The 15,161-nt window shown below is 74.3% G+C and carries 15 protein-coding genes; 7 read left to right on the top strand and 8 right to left on the bottom strand.

The features are described from left to right. Window positions 1-108 precede the first annotated feature (108 nt). Window positions 109-1,788 carry an AMP-binding protein gene (locus OSR43_RS13315; protein WP_302267058.1) on the top strand — a complete coding sequence of 560 codons (1,680 nt, stop codon included), beginning with the start codon at window positions 109-111 and terminating at the stop codon, window positions 1,786-1,788. On the opposite strand, the gene OSR43_RS13310 is transcribed toward OSR43_RS13315, so the two are convergent. From OSR43_RS13310 to OSR43_RS13280, 7 genes are read right to left on the bottom strand one after another with little or no spacing between them, the layout of a single operon-like run. Then, window positions 1,773-3,356, bottom strand: coding sequence for an AMP-binding protein (locus OSR43_RS13310; RefSeq protein ID WP_302267057.1), 1,584 nt, complete (start codon window positions 3,354-3,356; stop codon window positions 1,773-1,775). The two genes, OSR43_RS13315 and OSR43_RS13310, sit on opposite strands and share 16 nt — an antisense overlap. Further along, on the bottom strand, window positions 3,353-4,138 hold the full coding sequence (locus OSR43_RS13305) for an SDR family NAD(P)-dependent oxidoreductase (RefSeq protein ID WP_302267056.1): 786 nt from the start codon (window positions 4,136-4,138) through the stop codon (window positions 3,353-3,355). The genes OSR43_RS13310 and OSR43_RS13305 overlap by 4 nt, the downstream gene beginning before the upstream one ends. Continuing rightward, window positions 4,135-4,638, bottom strand: a complete 504-nt coding sequence (locus OSR43_RS13300; RefSeq protein WP_302267055.1) for a nuclear transport factor 2 family protein — start codon at window positions 4,636-4,638, stop codon at window positions 4,135-4,137. Before OSR43_RS13300 ends, OSR43_RS13305 begins: the two co-directional genes overlap by 4 nt. Continuing rightward, window positions 4,635-5,513 (bottom strand): TIGR03619 family F420-dependent LLM class oxidoreductase, encoded by an 879-nt coding sequence (locus OSR43_RS13295; protein ID WP_302267054.1) that lies wholly within the window; start codon window positions 5,511-5,513, stop codon window positions 4,635-4,637. Before OSR43_RS13295 ends, OSR43_RS13300 begins: the two co-directional genes overlap by 4 nt. Beyond that, on the bottom strand, window positions 5,510-6,316 hold the full coding sequence (locus OSR43_RS13290; RefSeq protein WP_302267053.1) for an SDR family oxidoreductase: 807 nt from the start codon (window positions 6,314-6,316) through the stop codon (window positions 5,510-5,512). Before OSR43_RS13290 ends, OSR43_RS13295 begins: the two co-directional genes overlap by 4 nt. Then, a complete protein-coding gene (locus OSR43_RS13285) occupies window positions 6,313-6,660 on the bottom strand; it encodes a hypothetical protein (protein WP_302267052.1) in 348 nt (115 codons plus the stop codon). The genes OSR43_RS13290 and OSR43_RS13285 overlap by 4 nt, the downstream gene beginning before the upstream one ends. Continuing rightward, window positions 6,660-7,814, bottom strand: coding sequence for a Rieske 2Fe-2S domain-containing protein (locus tag OSR43_RS13280; RefSeq protein ID WP_302267051.1), 1,155 nt, complete (start codon window positions 7,812-7,814; stop codon window positions 6,660-6,662). Before OSR43_RS13280 ends, OSR43_RS13285 begins: the two co-directional genes overlap by 1 nt. Window positions 7,815-8,042: 228 nt before the next feature. Here OSR43_RS13280 and OSR43_RS13275 point away from each other — a divergent pair, with 228 nt between their 5' ends. From OSR43_RS13275 to OSR43_RS13250, 6 genes are all read left to right on the top strand, one after another. Next, window positions 8,043-8,864, top strand: a complete 822-nt coding sequence (locus OSR43_RS13275; protein ID WP_302267050.1) for an IclR family transcriptional regulator — start codon at window positions 8,043-8,045, stop codon at window positions 8,862-8,864. Further along, complete coding sequence (locus OSR43_RS13270) at window positions 8,861-9,739, top strand: alpha/beta fold hydrolase (RefSeq protein WP_302267049.1); 879 nt, start codon at window positions 8,861-8,863, stop codon at window positions 9,737-9,739. Before OSR43_RS13275 ends, OSR43_RS13270 begins: the two co-directional genes overlap by 4 nt. Window positions 9,740-9,860: 121 nt before the next feature. After that, entirely contained in the window at window positions 9,861-11,045 is a 1,185-nt protein-coding gene (locus tag OSR43_RS13265) for an acyl-CoA dehydrogenase family protein (protein WP_302267048.1), read from the top strand. Between the two features lie 25 nt (window positions 11,046-11,070). Continuing rightward, window positions 11,071-12,000, top strand: coding sequence for a VOC family protein (locus OSR43_RS13260; protein ID WP_302267047.1), 930 nt, complete (start codon window positions 11,071-11,073; stop codon window positions 11,998-12,000). 109 nt (window positions 12,001-12,109) lie between these two features. Further along, the gene (locus OSR43_RS13255) at window positions 12,110-12,733 is read left to right on the top strand and encodes a PaaI family thioesterase (protein WP_302267046.1); all 624 of its coding nucleotides are present in this window, start codon (window positions 12,110-12,112) and stop codon (window positions 12,731-12,733) included. A 105-nt stretch (window positions 12,734-12,838) separates the two neighbouring features. Next, window positions 12,839-13,477: a TetR family transcriptional regulator gene (locus OSR43_RS13250; protein ID WP_302267045.1), complete on the top strand. Its 639-nt coding sequence runs from the start codon at window positions 12,839-12,841 to the stop codon at window positions 13,475-13,477. 16 nt (window positions 13,478-13,493) lie between these two features. On the opposite strand, the gene OSR43_RS13245 is transcribed toward OSR43_RS13250, so the two are convergent. After that, window positions 13,494-15,161: a class I adenylate-forming enzyme family protein gene (locus tag OSR43_RS13245; RefSeq protein WP_302267044.1), complete on the bottom strand. Its 1,668-nt coding sequence runs from the start codon at window positions 15,159-15,161 to the stop codon at window positions 13,494-13,496.

Below are 15,161 nucleotides of genomic sequence, written 5' to 3'. Positions count from 1 at the left end.
GCGGGCCGGCCGCCGGACGGTCTCGCTGATCGGTACGGCCGGCGCGCGGAGGTACCGGTGGTCGGGAGGCCGCTGCGGGCGCCACCGTCCGCGACCTAGCGTGCGGTCGTGGAGACCTTCGCGCAGATCGTCCGCTCCCGGCTCGGCGACGGGGCGGCCGGGCTGCGCTTCGAGGACCGGGAGTGGACCTGGGACGAGGTCGTGCGGGAGGGGGCGGTGCGTGCCGCGGCGCTGGCGCGGCTCGTGCCCGGCCCGCCGGCGGGGGAGCGACGGCAGCTCCACGTCGGCGTCCTCCTCGAGAACGTCCCCGACCACGTCTTCTGGATCGCGGGCGCCTCCATGGCCGGCGCGGTGGTGGTCGGGCTCAACTCCAGCCGCAGCGGCCCCGAGCTGGCCCGCGACGTCCGGCACGCCGACGTCGACCTGCTGGTCACCGAGGACCGGCTGGCCCACCTCCTCCTCGGCGCCGACCACGGCGTCCCGCCGGACCGGGTGCTCGTCGTCGACCACCCGTCGTACGACGCGGCGCTGGCGCCCCACCGGGGCGCGGACGTGCCGGAGGAGCTGCCGCCGGCCGAGGCGGTCGCGCTGCTGCTGTTCAGCTCGGGATCCACCGGCGCGCCGAAGGCGGTCGTCGTCAGCCAGGGCCGGCTGGGGCGGCTGACGGAGGCCCTCGTGGAGCGGGTGCGGCTGCGGCGCGACTCGGTGACCTACCTGTGCATGCCGCTCTTCCACGGCAACGCGGTGATGCTCAACCTGGCGACCGCGATGCGGGTCGGCGCGACGGTCGCGATGGCCCGGAGGTTCTCCGCGGGCGGCTTCGCCGAGGACGTGCACCGGCACGGGGCCACCTTCGTCAACTACGTCGGGCGGGCGCTGTCCTACGTGCTGAGCCGCCCCGAGGGCCCGCGGGACCGCACCTCGACCCTCGAGCTGGCCTTCGGCACCGAGGCCTCCGAGGTCGACGTCGCCCGGTTCGCCGAGCGCTTCGGCTGCGAGGTGGTCGAGGGCTACGGGATGAGCGAGGGCGCCTTCCGCGTGGCGCGGACGCCGGACACCCCGGCCGGGGCGCTGGGCGTGCCTGCCGGTGGCGCCGACGTGCGCGTCCTGGACGAGGCGACCGGGGAGGAGTGCCCGCGGGCGGTGCTCGACGCGTCCGGGCGCCTGTCGAACCCCGAGGCGGTGGGCCAGATGGTCGCGATCGGCGGCGCTGCGTCGTTCGAGGGCTACTGGCGCAACCCGGAGGCGACGGCGGACCGCGTCCGCGGGGAGGACTTCTGGTCCGGTGACCTGGCCTACCGCGACGAGCAGGGCTTCCTGTGGTTCGCCGGGCGCTCCTCGGACTGGTTGCGGGTGGACTCGGAGAACTTCGCGACGGCTCCGGTCGAGCGGGTCCTCGCCCGGGTGCCCGGCGTGCTCTCCGCGGTGGTCCACGCGGTGCCGGACCCGGCCACCGGTGACCAGGTCATGTGCGCGCTGGAGCTGCTGCCGGGCGCGCGGTTCGACCCCGACGCGTTCGGGACCTTCCTCGCGGCGCAGCCGGACCTCGGCGCGAAGTGGTGGCCGCGCTTCGTCCGGGTCACCCCCGCGGTCCCGCTCACCGCGAGCGGCAAGGTCGACAAGGCCCCGCTGCGGAGGGCCGCCTGGCTGACCGGCGACCCGGTCTGGGTCCGGGTGGGCCGGACGTCGGCGTACGCGCTGCTCGACGAGGCGGGGCGGCGGGCGATCGAGCGGGACTTCGCCGCGCACGGGCGCAGCGCGCTGCTGCCGGCTCAGCCGGGTGCGTAGCGGTAGGAGCGTCCCTGCCGGATCAGGACGCCGTCGAGCCCGGTGTCGACGGCGCGCTTGACCACCTTGCTCGTCGCCGTGCGCGGCAGCTCGTCGACCAGGCGCAGGTAGCGCGGCACCCAGGTGGTGCCGAGGTCGGGCTGGGCGGCGAGGAAGCCGGCGAAGTCCTCGGCGTCGAAGGACACCCCGGGCGCCAGCTCCGCGACGGCCAGGACAGCGTCGCCGACCGCCTCGTCGGGCACCGCCAGCACCGCGACGGAGGAGAAGGCCGGGAACCGGCCGAGGAGCCGCTCGACGGGGGCGGTGGCGACGTTCTCGCCGTCGACGCGCAGCCAGTCCCCGGTCCGGCCGGCGAAGTAGAAGAACCCGGCGGCGTCGCGGTAGGCGAGGTCGCCGGACCACACCCAGCCGTGCCGCAGCCGGCGGGCCTCCGCCTCGGGGTTGCGCCAGTAGCCCTCGAAGAGCCCGGCCCCGGCCTTGTTGACGATCTCGCCGACCGCCTCGTCGGCGTTGAGCAGCACCCCGGCGTCGTCGAAGCGCGCCGGCGGGCACTCCTCGAGGGTCTCGGGGTCGACGACCACCGTGCCTGCGGGCGCCGTGCCGAGCGAGCCGGGCGGGGTGTCGGGGGTGCGCATCACCCGGACCTCGCCCTCGCTGGAGCCGAAGGAGTCGACGACCTGGCAGTCGAAGCGCCGGGAGAACTCCGCGATGTCGCGCTCCGAGGCCTCGTTGCCGAAGGCGATCCGCAGCGGGTTGTCGGCGTCGTCGGGACGCTCCGGGGTGGCCAGCACGTAGTGCAGCGGCTTGCCGACGTAGTTGAAGAACGTCACGCCGTGCCGCCGCACGTCCGGCAGCCACGCCGACGCCGAGAACCGGCGGCGCAGCACGATGGTGCCGCCGGTCCGCACGGCCGGGGCGATGCCCGCCATGATCGCGTTGGAGTGGAACATCGGCATCACCACGTAGAACACGTCGGCCGCGGTGAGGCCACGCCGCTCGACCTGCTGCGCCGCGATCCGGCCCATCCGGCCCTGCGTGCACACGACGGCCTTGGGGGCCGCGGTGGTGCCGCTGGTGAAGACGAGGGAGTACGTCGTGCCGGGCGCGACGGCCGCCTCCGCACCGGCGGCGAGCGGCGCGGCGTCCGCGAGCCGGGCGGCGTACGCCGGGTCCTCGACGTGCAGCGTGCGCTCGGCCGGGACCCCGGTGTCGACCCCCTCGAGGAGGGGTCGCCGGCTCTCGTCCACGACCAGCGCCTGGCACTCGGTGAAGGAGACGTCCCGCGCGAGGTCGGGGCCGCGCCGGGTGGGGTTCACGCCCACGACGGTGGCGCCGGCGAGCGCGGCGCCGCACCACCAGAACAGGTGCTCGGCGGTGTTCTCCATCGCCAGGCCGACGTGCCAGGGACCCTCGACCCGCAGCTCGGCCAGCAGGCCGGCTCGGCGCCGCGCCTCCTCGACCACCTCGCGCCAGGACCAGCGGCGCTCCTCGAACCACAGCGCGGTGGCGTCGTCCCCGGCGCGGTCGGCGACCAGTCCGGCGAAGGTCGGGTCAGGCGTCTGCGTCACGGCAGGTCAGGCTGCCACGCGACCCCGTTGATGTGCGCGCCACCGTCCACGAACAGCGTGTTGCCGGTCAGGTAGCGGCAGTCCTCGCTCGCCAGGAACACCGCGACCGGCGCGACGTCGGCGAGAGGGTCGCCGATGCGGCCCATCGGGTTGCCGGCGTCGGCCATCGCCTCGAGCTCGGGGTGGTCGCCCATCACCCGGCGGAACGCCGCGCTCTTCGCGCCGGGGCACAGCGCGTTGACGACGACCCCGGTCGGCGCCCACTCGCGCGCGGCGGTGCGGGTGAGCGCGCGCAGGGCCTCCTTGGCGGCGTTGTACTCCAGCGTGCCGACGTGGGCGTTGACCCCGTTGAGGCTGCACATGTTGACCACCCGGCCCCAGCCGCGCGCCGACATGTGGGGGAACGCCGCCTGCATCGCCCACAGGGGGCCGCGGAACCCGACCGCCATGCCCTGGTCGATCATCGCGTCGGTCTTGTCCTCGACCCGGCACAGCTGCGCGGAGCCCCAGGCGTTGTTGACCAGCACGTCGAGGGAGCCGTAGGTGTCCAGGGCGGTCGCGACGGCCACCTCCACCTGCGCCCGGTCGGAGACGTCGGTGCGCACGAAGGTGCCCCCGACCTCCGCCGCGACGGCCGGGCCGGTCTCCTCGGACAGCTCGGCCACGACCACCCGGGCGCCCTCGGCGGCGTAGGCCCGGGCCACCGCGGCGCCGATGCCGTCGCCGGCGCCGGTCACCAGCGCGACCCGGCCGGCCAGCCGGCCGGTGCCCGCGCCGCTCACGGCCGCTCGCCGCGGGCGCCGGCCGCGAGCAGGGCGGGGGACTCGGGCCGACCGTCCAGCACGCGGGTGGTCCGGACCGTCACCCGCCAGCCCTGCGGCGTACGACGCAGCTGCCAGTGGTTGGCGGTCGCCCGCCGCACCCGGAAGCCCTGCTCGCCGTTGACGACCATCAGCGAGTGGCAGACCGCGACGGCCTCGTCGCCGTCGATGCTGACGCGGGGCGGGCCGATGAAGTGCGCGCAGCCCCGCTCGATCCAGCCCTGGTGGCCGGGCGACTCGACCATCCGGCGGATGGCCTTGCCGCCGTCGAGGAAGACCTCGTCGACGTCGTACACGCCGTCCTCGGTCCACAGCGCCGCGACGTCCTCGGCGGCGCCGGCGTCGACCAGCGGGCCGTAGCCGGTGATCAGGTGGGTGATCTCGCGCTCGTCCTCGAGCTGTCCCAGCCGGCGCTCGAGCGCCTCGAGCCGGGCGGTGGTCTCCTCGGGCGGGGTGCTCATCCGATCTCCTCGCCGACGGCGGCCAGCGCCGCCAGCTGCTCGCAGTAGTGGTCGGCCGACTCGGCGTGGACCGCCGTGCTGACCAGGGTGGCTCCGGCGCCCAGCACGCGGCGCAGCCGGTCGGCGGTCGCCTCGGGGTCGCCGAGGGGGTCGACAGGTCGGCCCGGGGAGAGGACGACCTCGAATCCCTCGGGCACCTCCGCGCGCGCCAGCATCTCGGTCAGCGCCGAGAGCCCGAGACCGAAGGGGACCCAGCCGTCGCCGAGGGCCAGCGCGCGGCGCAGCGACCGCGGGGTGCGTCCGCCGATCCACAGCGGCACCCGGTCCTGGACGGCGTGCGGCTCGACGACGACGTCGCCGAAGGAGAAGTGCGGGCCCTGGTAGGACGGCGTGCGGCGGCCGAGCGCCGCGCGGAGGGCGGCGAGGGCGTCGTCGGCGATCGCGCCGCGGCCCTCGAACGTCGCGCCCAGCAGCGCGAACTCCTCCTCGAGGGAGCCGACGCCGAGCCCCAGCACCACGCGTCCGCCGCTGATCAGGTCGAGGGTGCCGTAGCGCTTCGCGATCTCCAGCGGGTGGTGGTAGCCCAGGACGAGCACCTGCGTGGCGAGCCGGATCCGCTCGGTGCGGGCGGCGAGGTAGCCGAGGGTCGCCAGCGGGTCCCAGTACGTCGCGCCGCGCTCGGCCGCGATCGCGGTCGGCACGGCGACGTGCTCGCTGCAGGTCAGGTGGTGGAAGCCCAGCCCGTCGGCCACCGCCGCGATCCGGGCGAGCTCCTCGATGCCGGCCCCCGCCTCCCACTCCTGGTGGGCGCCCGGGTTGGCGGTCACGACCGGGCTGACGACCCCGATCCGCAGCGCGGGCGCGTGGGCGCTCACCGGGCCGGCGCGGAGGCCGGGGGCAGCATCTTCTTCGACGCCTCGTGCGCGCCGAGCACCAGCCGCGCGCGGTCGGTGCGGCTGCGGACCTCGACGGCCTTCTCGTTGCCCGCGGCCACCTGGACCGGGCCGTCGCCGAGCGAGGCGAGCGCCTGGCGGGCGACGTCGTCGGGCTCGGAGACGTGCAGGCCGGGGATGTCCATGGACAGCCCGGCGCGTGCCATCGCCGGGGTGCGCGTCACGCCCAGCACGAACTCCAGGACGTCCACGTCGTGCTCGCGCATCTCCAGCCACAGCCCCTCGGCGAAGACGCGGCAGAACGCCTTGACCGCGGCGTACACCGAGATCTGGGCGGAGCCCATGAAGCCGGCCAGCGACCCCACGAGGAGCAGGCCGCCGCGGCGGCGCTCCTTCATGAGCCCGCCGAAGTGGCGGACCAGGGCGAGCTGGGCGGTGATGTTGAGGTCGATGACCTGCTGGAAGCGGTCGAGCTCGCCGGACACGAACTCGTGCCCGTAGGTGTTCGCGCCGGCGTTGTAGACCAGCAGGCCGACCTCGAGGTCGGCGGTGACCTCGGCGATCCGCTCCATCGCGTCGGCGTCGGTGAGGTCGACGGCGAGCGTCCGCACCTCCGCGCCCAGGGCGCGTGCCGCCTCGGCGGTCTCCTCGAGCGGGCCGGGCTTCCGGGCGAGCAGCACCAGGTCCAGGCCGGCCTCGGCGAGCTGGGTGGCGAAGGACGCGCCCACGCCCTCCGAACCGCCCGCGATGACCGCCCAGGGGCCGTGCCGGTCGACGTCGATCATGCGTGGGACACCTCGTGTTCGGGATTGCCGGGGTGGTCGGGGTTGCCGGGGTGCTCGGGGTTGGTCGGCAGGGGAGCGCCGTCCTGGACGGGCAGCTCGCCGCGTACGGCGGCCTCGCGCACGCTGTCGCGCAACGCCTGGCAGCCCGGGAAGGCCGTGCCGTTCGGGCCGGGCCGCGGACCGCTCGCGCGCCGCTCGAGGCACCGCTCCACGGCGTCCTCGTGCCACTGCACGGTGGTCTGCTCCCAGCTGCTCTTGCGGGCCTCGACCCGGGCGCCGCACGTGGTGCAGGCGACCGGCGTCATCGGCCCGTCGGAGAGGCGGTTGTCGGGACGGACCGCCATCAGACGGGCTGGCCGCTGGCCTCGGCCTTGCGGGCGAGGTTCGCCTCGACCTCCCGGCGCCAGGCCTCGTTGGGCCGGGTGGTGTCGATCTCGAACTCGAAGCGCTCGGTCATCTCGGGGGTCACCGCGGCGGCGTCGACGTAGAACTGCTCGTACCAGCGGCGGAGCTGGTAGACCGGCCCGTCCTCCTCGCACAGCAGCGGGTTGTCGATGCGGGCCTTGCTCTTCCAGATCGCGACGTCCTGCTCGAAGCCGAGCCGGATGAAGTTGCCCATCTTCTGGGCCATGACGGCCGCCTCGGCGTCGTCGAGGCCGGGCAGCTTCTTGACCATCACGCCGTACTGGAGCACGAAGGTGTTGGCGTCGACCGGGTAGTGGCAGTTGATCAGCACGCTCGGGACGTCGAAGTCGTCGTAGTGGTAGACGAGGTCGTCGATCATGAACGACGGGCCGTGGTATGTCGCGACCGAGGTCTGGGCCTTGACGGCGGGCGGGCGACCCGCCTTCGGCGGGGGCAGGATGTCCTCGCGACTCTCGCCGTTCATCCACTGCGTCGCGGTGTGGCCCTCGAAGACGTTCTTGAAGTACGTCGGGAACGAGTAGTGCACGTAGAAGAAGTGCGCCATGTCCACGACGTTGTCGACGATCTCGCGGCAGTTCGCGCCCTCGATCGTGGTGGTGTACCAGACCCAGTCGCTCCACTCGGGGTCCTCGTAGCCCTCGATCCGCGGGATCGTCACGTCGGCCGGCGGCGGGTTGCCCTCGGGGTCGTTCCAGACGAAGAGCATGCCGTCCTGGACCAGCGTGTGCCAGGCCTGGGTGCGCGCGCGGAGCGGGACGCGGCGGGCGTAGGGGATCTGCTTGCAGCGGCCGTCGCCGCCCCAGCGCCAGTCGTGGAACGGGCAGGCGAGCTCGTCGCCCTTGACCGTGCCCTGGGACAGGTCGCCGCCCATGTGGCGGCAGTAGGAGTCGAGGACCTTCACCTCGCCGTCGCTCGTGGCGAAGACGACCAGCTTCTGGCCGAACGCCTCGATGCCGTGCGGCTTGCCGTCACGGAAGTCCCGCTCGAGCCCGAGGCAGTGCCAGCCCCGGGCGAAGCGGGTCGGCGCGGCCTCCGCCTCGATCTGGCGGACCTCGTCCTTGGCGACGCTCATCTGCTCCTCCAACGGTGCTGGGTGCGGTCCGTCGAGTGTCGGACCGCTCGGCCGGGCCGGGATCGGGTCGTCCCGGTGAGCGGAAGCACCGCCCGGCCCCCAGGGAACCGGGTCGCCAGGGCAAAAACAAGAACGAATTCTAGTTTCGCTCTTCCATCCGGCTCGGGGATCGGTAGTGTGGCGCTCGCCACCGCACCTAGAATTCATTTCAGTTCTGGAGGAACCGCCATGACCGTCGCCCGCTCCGAAGCCCCCGAGCGCCGTGAGCTGCCGCCCTCGATGGTCGAGCGGATGACCCTGATCCTCGATGCGTTCCCGGGCCGGTCGGCCCGGCTGACCCTCGAGGACGTCGCCCGCATCACCCACCTGCCGCGCTCGACCGCGCACCGCATCCTCGACCAGCTGCTGAAGCTGAACTGGCTGGAGCACTCCAGCTTCGGCTACAGCCTCGGCCAGCGTGCGCTGCACCTCGGGGGCGTCGTCGACGACACCTCCGAGCTGCGGGCCGCGGCGTCGGCCCACCTGCACTCGCTGATGATCCGCACCGGGCTCACCGTGCACCTGGCGGTCCTCGACGAGGGTCGGGTGCACTACCTGGACAAGATCGGCGCCCGCTTCGCGACGGCCGTGCCCTCCCGCGTGGGCGGGTACGCGCCGGCGCACTGCACGGCGCTCGGCCGCGCGATGCTCGCCTGGCTCCCGGCCGAGGAGGTCGAGGAGCGGGTCGGCGAGGACCTGCGGGTGATGACCGGTCGCACCATCGCCGACGTCGAGGCGCTGCACCACGAGCTCACCCGCGTGCGCGCCCGCCACGGCCTGGCCTTCGAGCGCGGGGAGTGCTTCGAGGACATCGCCTGCGTGGCCGCGACCGTCCGCGGACCCGAGGGCCCCCTCGGGGCGATCTCGCTGGTCGGCGACTCGAGCACGCCGCTGGAGCGCGTGGCGCCGCTGGTGCTCGACGCCGCCCGGAAGGTCTCCCTCGAGCTGCACCCGGACCTCGCCCTCGGGCGCCCGGGCCAGGTCCGCCGCCTGCGCACCGTCACCGCGTGATCGCCGCCGTGCGCACCTGGACCGCCGAGCAGACCCTGCGCGAGCTGGACACCGAGGACGGTGTCCTGCGCTACCACGAGGCCGGCGACGCGGACGCGCCGCCGCTGCTGATGCTGCACGGCTCCGGGCCCGGTGTGACGGGCTGGCGCAACTTCGGCGAGAACCTGCCGGTGTTCGCCGAGCACTTCCGCTGCCTGGTGCTGGAGCTCCCCGGGTTCGGCGTCAGCGACCCCACCGACCAGCACCCGATGGTGGCCGCCCTGCCCTCGGTCGGTCGGTTCCTCGACGGGCTGGGCCTGGACCGCGTCGACGTCGTCGGCAACTCGATGGGCGGGGTGGTGGCGACCCGGCTCGCGATCGCCGAGCCCGACCGGGTACGCCGCATGGTCACCGTCGGCGGCATCGGCCAGGCGATCTTCAGCCCGTCGCCGGGCGAGGGCCTGAACCTGCTCATGGAGTTCACCGAGTCACCCAGCCGCGAGCGGCTCGTGCAGTGGCTGCACTCGATGGTCCACGACCGCTCCCTGGTGACCGAGGAGATGGTCGAGCAGCGGTGGGCCCAGGCGACCGAGCCCAGCACGCTGGCCGCCGCCCGCCGGATGTACAGCCGCGCCGCGCTCGAGGGGATGGGCCGCGCCGCTGCACGGTCGCCGGAGCCGCCGTACTGGGCGATGCTGCACCGCGTCCGCGCCCGCACGCTGCTCACCTGGGGCCGCGACGACCGGGTCAGCCCGCTGGACATGGCGCTGGTGCCGATGCGCACGATCGCCGACGCCGAGCTGCACGTGCTCCCCAGGTGCGGCCACTGGGCGATGATCGAGCAGAAGGCGGCCTGGGAGGCGGTCGTGCTGGCGTTCCTCACCCGCGCCGACTGACCCCGGCAGGGCCCCTCTCCCGTCCCACCTCCGCGCCCCCGCGGTCTCCCGGTCACCGGGAGACCCGGGGGCGCCGGCACGTGCGCGCTGGGAGCGTGGGGACACGTCTACAGGAGGTGTCATGACCAACCCCGCCCTCGCGGCCGTGGAAGAGCGTGCCGAGGAGATCGCCGCGCTGGCCGAGTCCAACGAGCGGCTCGGCCGTCTCGACGACGCAGCGGCCAAGCTGCTCCGCGAGACCGGCGTGATGCGCATGCTCCAGCCCGCGAGGCACGGTGGCGCCGAGGCGCACCCGCGCGAGTTCGCCGAGACGGTCATGCGGATCGCCTCGCTGGACGGCTCCACCGGGTGGGTCGCCGGCATCGTCGGCGTGCACCCCTGGGAGATGGCGATGTGCGACCCGGACGTGCAGGAGGCGATCTGGGGCGAGGACCAGGACACCTGGATCGCCTCGCCGTACGCCCCGATGGGCACGCTGCGGCCCGTCGACGGCGGCTACGTCTTCAACGGCCGCTGGCAGTTCTCCTCGGGCACCGACCACTGCCGGTGGATCTTCCTCGGCGCGATGCTCGCCGACGCCGACGGCAACCGGGTCATGCCGCCGCAGGCCTACCACGTGATCCTCCCGCGGTCGGACTACGAGATCGTCGAGGACAGCTGGGACGTCGTCGGCCTGCGCGGCACCGGGTCCAAGGACGTCGTCGTCACCGACGTGTTCGTCCCCGAGAACCGCACGATGTCCTTCGCCGGCTTCCTCGACGGCTCGCACCCGCGCAACGCCGGCCTCACCAGCCCGACGTACCACATCCCGTTCACCACGGCGTTCCCCATGGGGATCACCAGCGCGGTCGTCGGCATCGCCGAGGGGGCGCTCGCGGCGCACCTGGCCTACCAGCGCACCCGCGTGCAGGTGACCGGCACCAAGATCACCGACGACCCGTACGTGCTCTCGACCATCGGTGCCGCCGCCGAGGAGATCAAGGCCTCGCGGACCGCGGTGCTCGACAACGTCAGCCGCTTCTACGACGCCGCCGAGGCGGGCCGGCGGATCAGCTTCGCCGAGCGCGCGGCGTCGCGCCGCACCCAGGTCGCGGCCGCGTGGCGCGCGGTCCGCGCCATGGACGAGGTCGTCGCCCGGTCGGGCGGCAACGGCCTGCGGATGGACAACCCGATCCAGCGCTTCTGGCGCGACGGCCACATGGGCCTCGCGCACGCGATCCACGTGCCGGGCCCGGTCAACCACGTCTCCGCGCTGACCGACATCGGCGTGACCCCGCCGCCCGGTCCGCTCCTGTCGATGATCTGAGGCGGCGACCCGAGGTGACGACGCGATGACCGACGTCCGCGGCCTGGGCTACCTCCGCGTGCAGACCACCGACGTGCCCCGGTGGCGCGAGCTCACGGTCGAGGCGCTGGGGCTGGCGGAGACCGGTGGCCCCGACGCCGACGGGCTCTACCTGCGCATGGACGAGCGGGCGGCACGACTGGTCGTGCTGCCCGGGGCGACCGACCGGGTCCTGGCGGTCGGCTGGGAGGTGCGCGACCAGTTCGCGCTGGCGCGCGTCGGGCGGGCGGTCGAGGCCGCGGGGTTCGGCGTCACGGAGCTGACCCAGGCCGAGTGCGACGAGCGCGCGGTCGAGGCGGCGATCCTCCTCGAGGACCCCAGCGGGACCCCGGTCGAGGTCTTCTTCGGCCCCGTGCTCGACCACGACCCGGTCCGCACGCGGTGGATGCAGCGGTTCGTCACCGGGGACCAGGGCATGGGCCACGTCGTGCTCCCGACCACCGCCATGGACGACATCCTCTCCTTCTACACCGAGGTCCTCGGGTTCCTCCCGCGCGGCGCCATCCGCGTCGCCGGGCCGCGGCCGCCGGCCGGCCAGCCGCCGCGCCGCGTGCGGTTCCTCGGCGTCAACCGGCGCCACCACAGCCTGGCGGTCTGCCCGGCCCCGCACGGCGAGGCGCCCGGGGTGGTCCACCTGATGGTGGAGGTCGACTCCCTCGACGCGGTGGGCCGGGCGCTCGACGAGGTGAACCGCCGCGGCTTCTCGCTGTCCTCGACGCTGGGCCGGCACACCAACGACAAGATGGTGTCGTTCTACGTCCGCGCCCCCGGCGGATGGGACCTGGAGTACGGCACGGAGGGGGCCCTCGTCGACGAGGACTGGTACACCGCCGAGGAGATCACCGCGGACTCCTACTGGGGCCACGACTGGTCCGGCTCCGAGCCCCTCGCGGCGTTCTCGCCCCGCGCCAGGTGAGGCCGGTGGTGGTCCGTTCACCCCGGGACGCCGTCCCGGCCGGGGCGGCGGCGGACCCCGCGAGGACGCAGTGCCATCCTGCGCACGACCTCATCGACAGGAGCCACCCGTGACCGAGCGACCCGTCCTGACCGCCACCCCGAGCAACGCCGGGGTGGACGCGGCCGTCGCCGCGGCACGCCGCGTGGTGGCCGCCCTGCTGCACGCCGGCGGGTCCTCCCCGGCCGAGATGACGGAGGTGGCCGCCCGGCTCACCGAGGTCGCCGAGCACCTCGAGCAGCACGCACCGACCACCGAGCAGCGGCTCGTCGACATGTGGGGCGGCGAGGGCGTCACCCGGCACGACCCGGTCACCGGGCCGGAGAACGCCGTCGCGCCGCCGCTGCCGCTGCGCGGCCTGCCCGACGGGTCGATCGAGGGGCGGGCGACGCTGGGACTGCCGTACCAGGGGCCGCCGGGCTGCGTGCACGGCGGCGTCTCCGCGCTGCTGCTCGACCACACCCTCGGCGTCGCCAACCACTGGGCCGGCGTCTCCGGGATGACCGGCACCCTCACGCTGCGCTACCACCGGCCGACGCCGCTCTTCGAGGAGCTGGTCGTGCGCGCCCGCCAGGTGTCGGTGGACGGGCGGAAGATCCGCACGACCGGGGAGATCGTCGCCGGCGGCGAGGTCTGCGTGTCCGCCGACGGGCTGTTCGTCGACAAGCACCTCCCGCGCCCCGGCCGCGGCTGAGCGGTGCACGCGGAGCGTGAGCCGCGTCTCACCCAGCGGTAGGCTGGCGGAGGTCCACGCGCGGGGGCGCGGAGGATGGGGGTCCCGATCCACCGAGGGGGAGACGTGCCACGAGTCGCGGAGGACCGGCCGCCCGCCGAGCCGACGTCGCGCGAGCAGAAGGAGCGGTACGCCCGCATCCTGCGCGCCGCCGCCCGCCACGGCGCGGCCAAGGGACTCGAGCGCGTGCAGATGCACGACATCGCCAAGGACGCCGGCGTCGCGATCGCGACGCTCTACCGCTACTTCCCCTCCAAGACCCACCTGTTCACCGCGCTGATGCGGTCCCAGGTCGAGGGCCTGGCCGCCATGGCGGTCGAGCGGGTCCCCGGTGAGTCGCCGGAGGAGGGCATCGCCCGGGTGCTGGTCCGGGCCGGGCGCGAGCTGCTCGGCCGCCCCCTGCTGGCGCACGCGATGATGCAGTCCAACAACGCCACGGTCGCCCAGACCCCGTCCGCCGGGGTCACCGAGGTCTTCATCGACCTGATGCTCGACGCCGGCGGGATCGCCGAGCCGACCGCGCACGACCTGCGCCTGCTCGGCCTGCTCGAGCAGGCGTGGTACGGCATGATCATCTCCGCGCTGAACCGCGGCACCGACCCCCTCGAGCTCGAGCGGGACACCGCCCTGGTCGTCGAGCTCCTCCTCCGGGGCCGGGACCAGGACGGCGCCGCCGGCGGTCGCACCACCGACGACGCCGCCTGAGGCGCCCGGGGGGCGGCTAGGCCTCGAGCGCGATCTCGCGCCGGACCACCTTGCCGGTCGCGTTGCGGGGCAGCGGGCTGCGCGCCACCTTCCAGCGGGTCGGGACCTTGAAGTAGGCGAGCGCGCCGGCGGCGTGCTCGCGCAGCCGCTCCTCGAGGCCCTCGAGCTGCGCGCCGGCGGTCGGCACGACGACGGCGCCGACCTCCTGGCCGAGCTCGGCGTGGGTCACGCCCATGACGATGCACTCCGCGACGTCCGGGTGCTCGGCGAGCACGCCCTCCACCTCGGCGGGGTAGACGTTCTCGCCACCGCGGATGATCAGGTCCGAGCGGCGGCTGCTGAGGCTGATCCGCCCCGCCTCGTCGCGCACGCCGAGGTCGCCGGTGTGCAGCCAGCGGTCGGCGCGGATCGTGCGCTCGGTGGCCTCGTCGTCCTCCCAGTAGCCCAGCATGTTGTAGGCGCTGCGCACGCAGATCTCGCCCTCGACCCCGTCGGGGACGGGGCGGCCCTGGCCGTCGCGCACCTCGAGCTCGACGCCGACGATCGGGTGCCCGAGCGTGCCGGGCGCCTCGGCGAGGTCCATCGGGTTCGCGGCGGCGACGGCGGTGCAGGACTCGGTGAGCCCGTAGCTGTCGACCAGCGAGGAGGCGAACGGCAGCTGGGTGCGCAGGCGCTCCTTCAGCTGCGGGGAGGAGGGCGCCGAGGCCAGCGCGAACGCCCGGAGCGAGGAGGTGTCGTACGGCGACAGGTCGGCCTCGAGCAGGCGCGTGGCCATCGTCGGGACGGCGCCCCAGTTGGTGACCCGCTCGCGCTCGACGAGCCGCATCACCGGGTCGACCTTGAACGCCCCGAGGTGCAGCGCGACCTTGCTGCCGGTGGCGAGGCGGGGGAGGGCGAGGTTGTGCAGGCTCGCGATGTGGAACAGCGGCATCACCAGCAGGTAGGTGCGGTCACGCGGGTCGGTCGGGTCGCCGAAGGCGGCCATCAGCGCGTCGTTCATCCGGTGGTACTCGACGACGGAGAGCAGGTTGCGGTGCGAGTGCGTGGCGCCCTTGGGACGGCCGGAGGTGCCCGAGGTGTAGAGGATGACCGCCGGGTCGTCCTCGGCGACGTCCGCCGAGGGGAGCGGGGCGTCGGGGTACGCCGCGGCCAGGCAGCGCACGTCCTCGAGCCCGAGGACCGGCAGGTCGACGTCGTCGGTCGCCGCGATCTCGGCGAGCTGCGCGCGGCGCTTGTCGTCGGCGACCACCAGCGTCGGGCGGGCGTGGGTGAGGCCGTAGGCCAGCTCGCGCGTCGACCACCAGGCGTTGAAGCCGACGGTGACCGCGCCGATCGAGGCGGCCGCCCAGAAGACGAGGATCCACTCGAGGTTGTTGGCCGACGCGATCGCCACCCGGTCGCCCTGCCGCACGCCGTGGTCCTCGCGGAGGGCGCGGGCCAGCGACGAGACCATCGCCGCGTGCTCGGCGAAGCTCACCTGCTCCTCGAGCGTCGCGACGTACGTCCGGTCACCGTGGACGACCGACTCCGCCAGGACCTCGTGCAGGGCCCGCTTGCGGTGGGCGAACAGCGTGACCGGGGCGCCGAGCACGTCCTCGCGGACCAGCTCGAAGGGCGCACCGGGAGCGGTCAGGCCCGTGACCACCTGTCGGGCGGCGAGTCGGGGGTCGGTCTGGGTGGTCAT

It is taken from the genome of Nocardioides sp. Arc9.136, from assembly GCF_030506255.1.
Classification (GTDB): domain Bacteria; phylum Actinomycetota; class Actinomycetes; order Propionibacteriales; family Nocardioidaceae; genus Nocardioides.
Note: the sequence above shows the minus strand (reverse complement) of the source record. Positions and strands in the feature narration are given on the sequence as shown.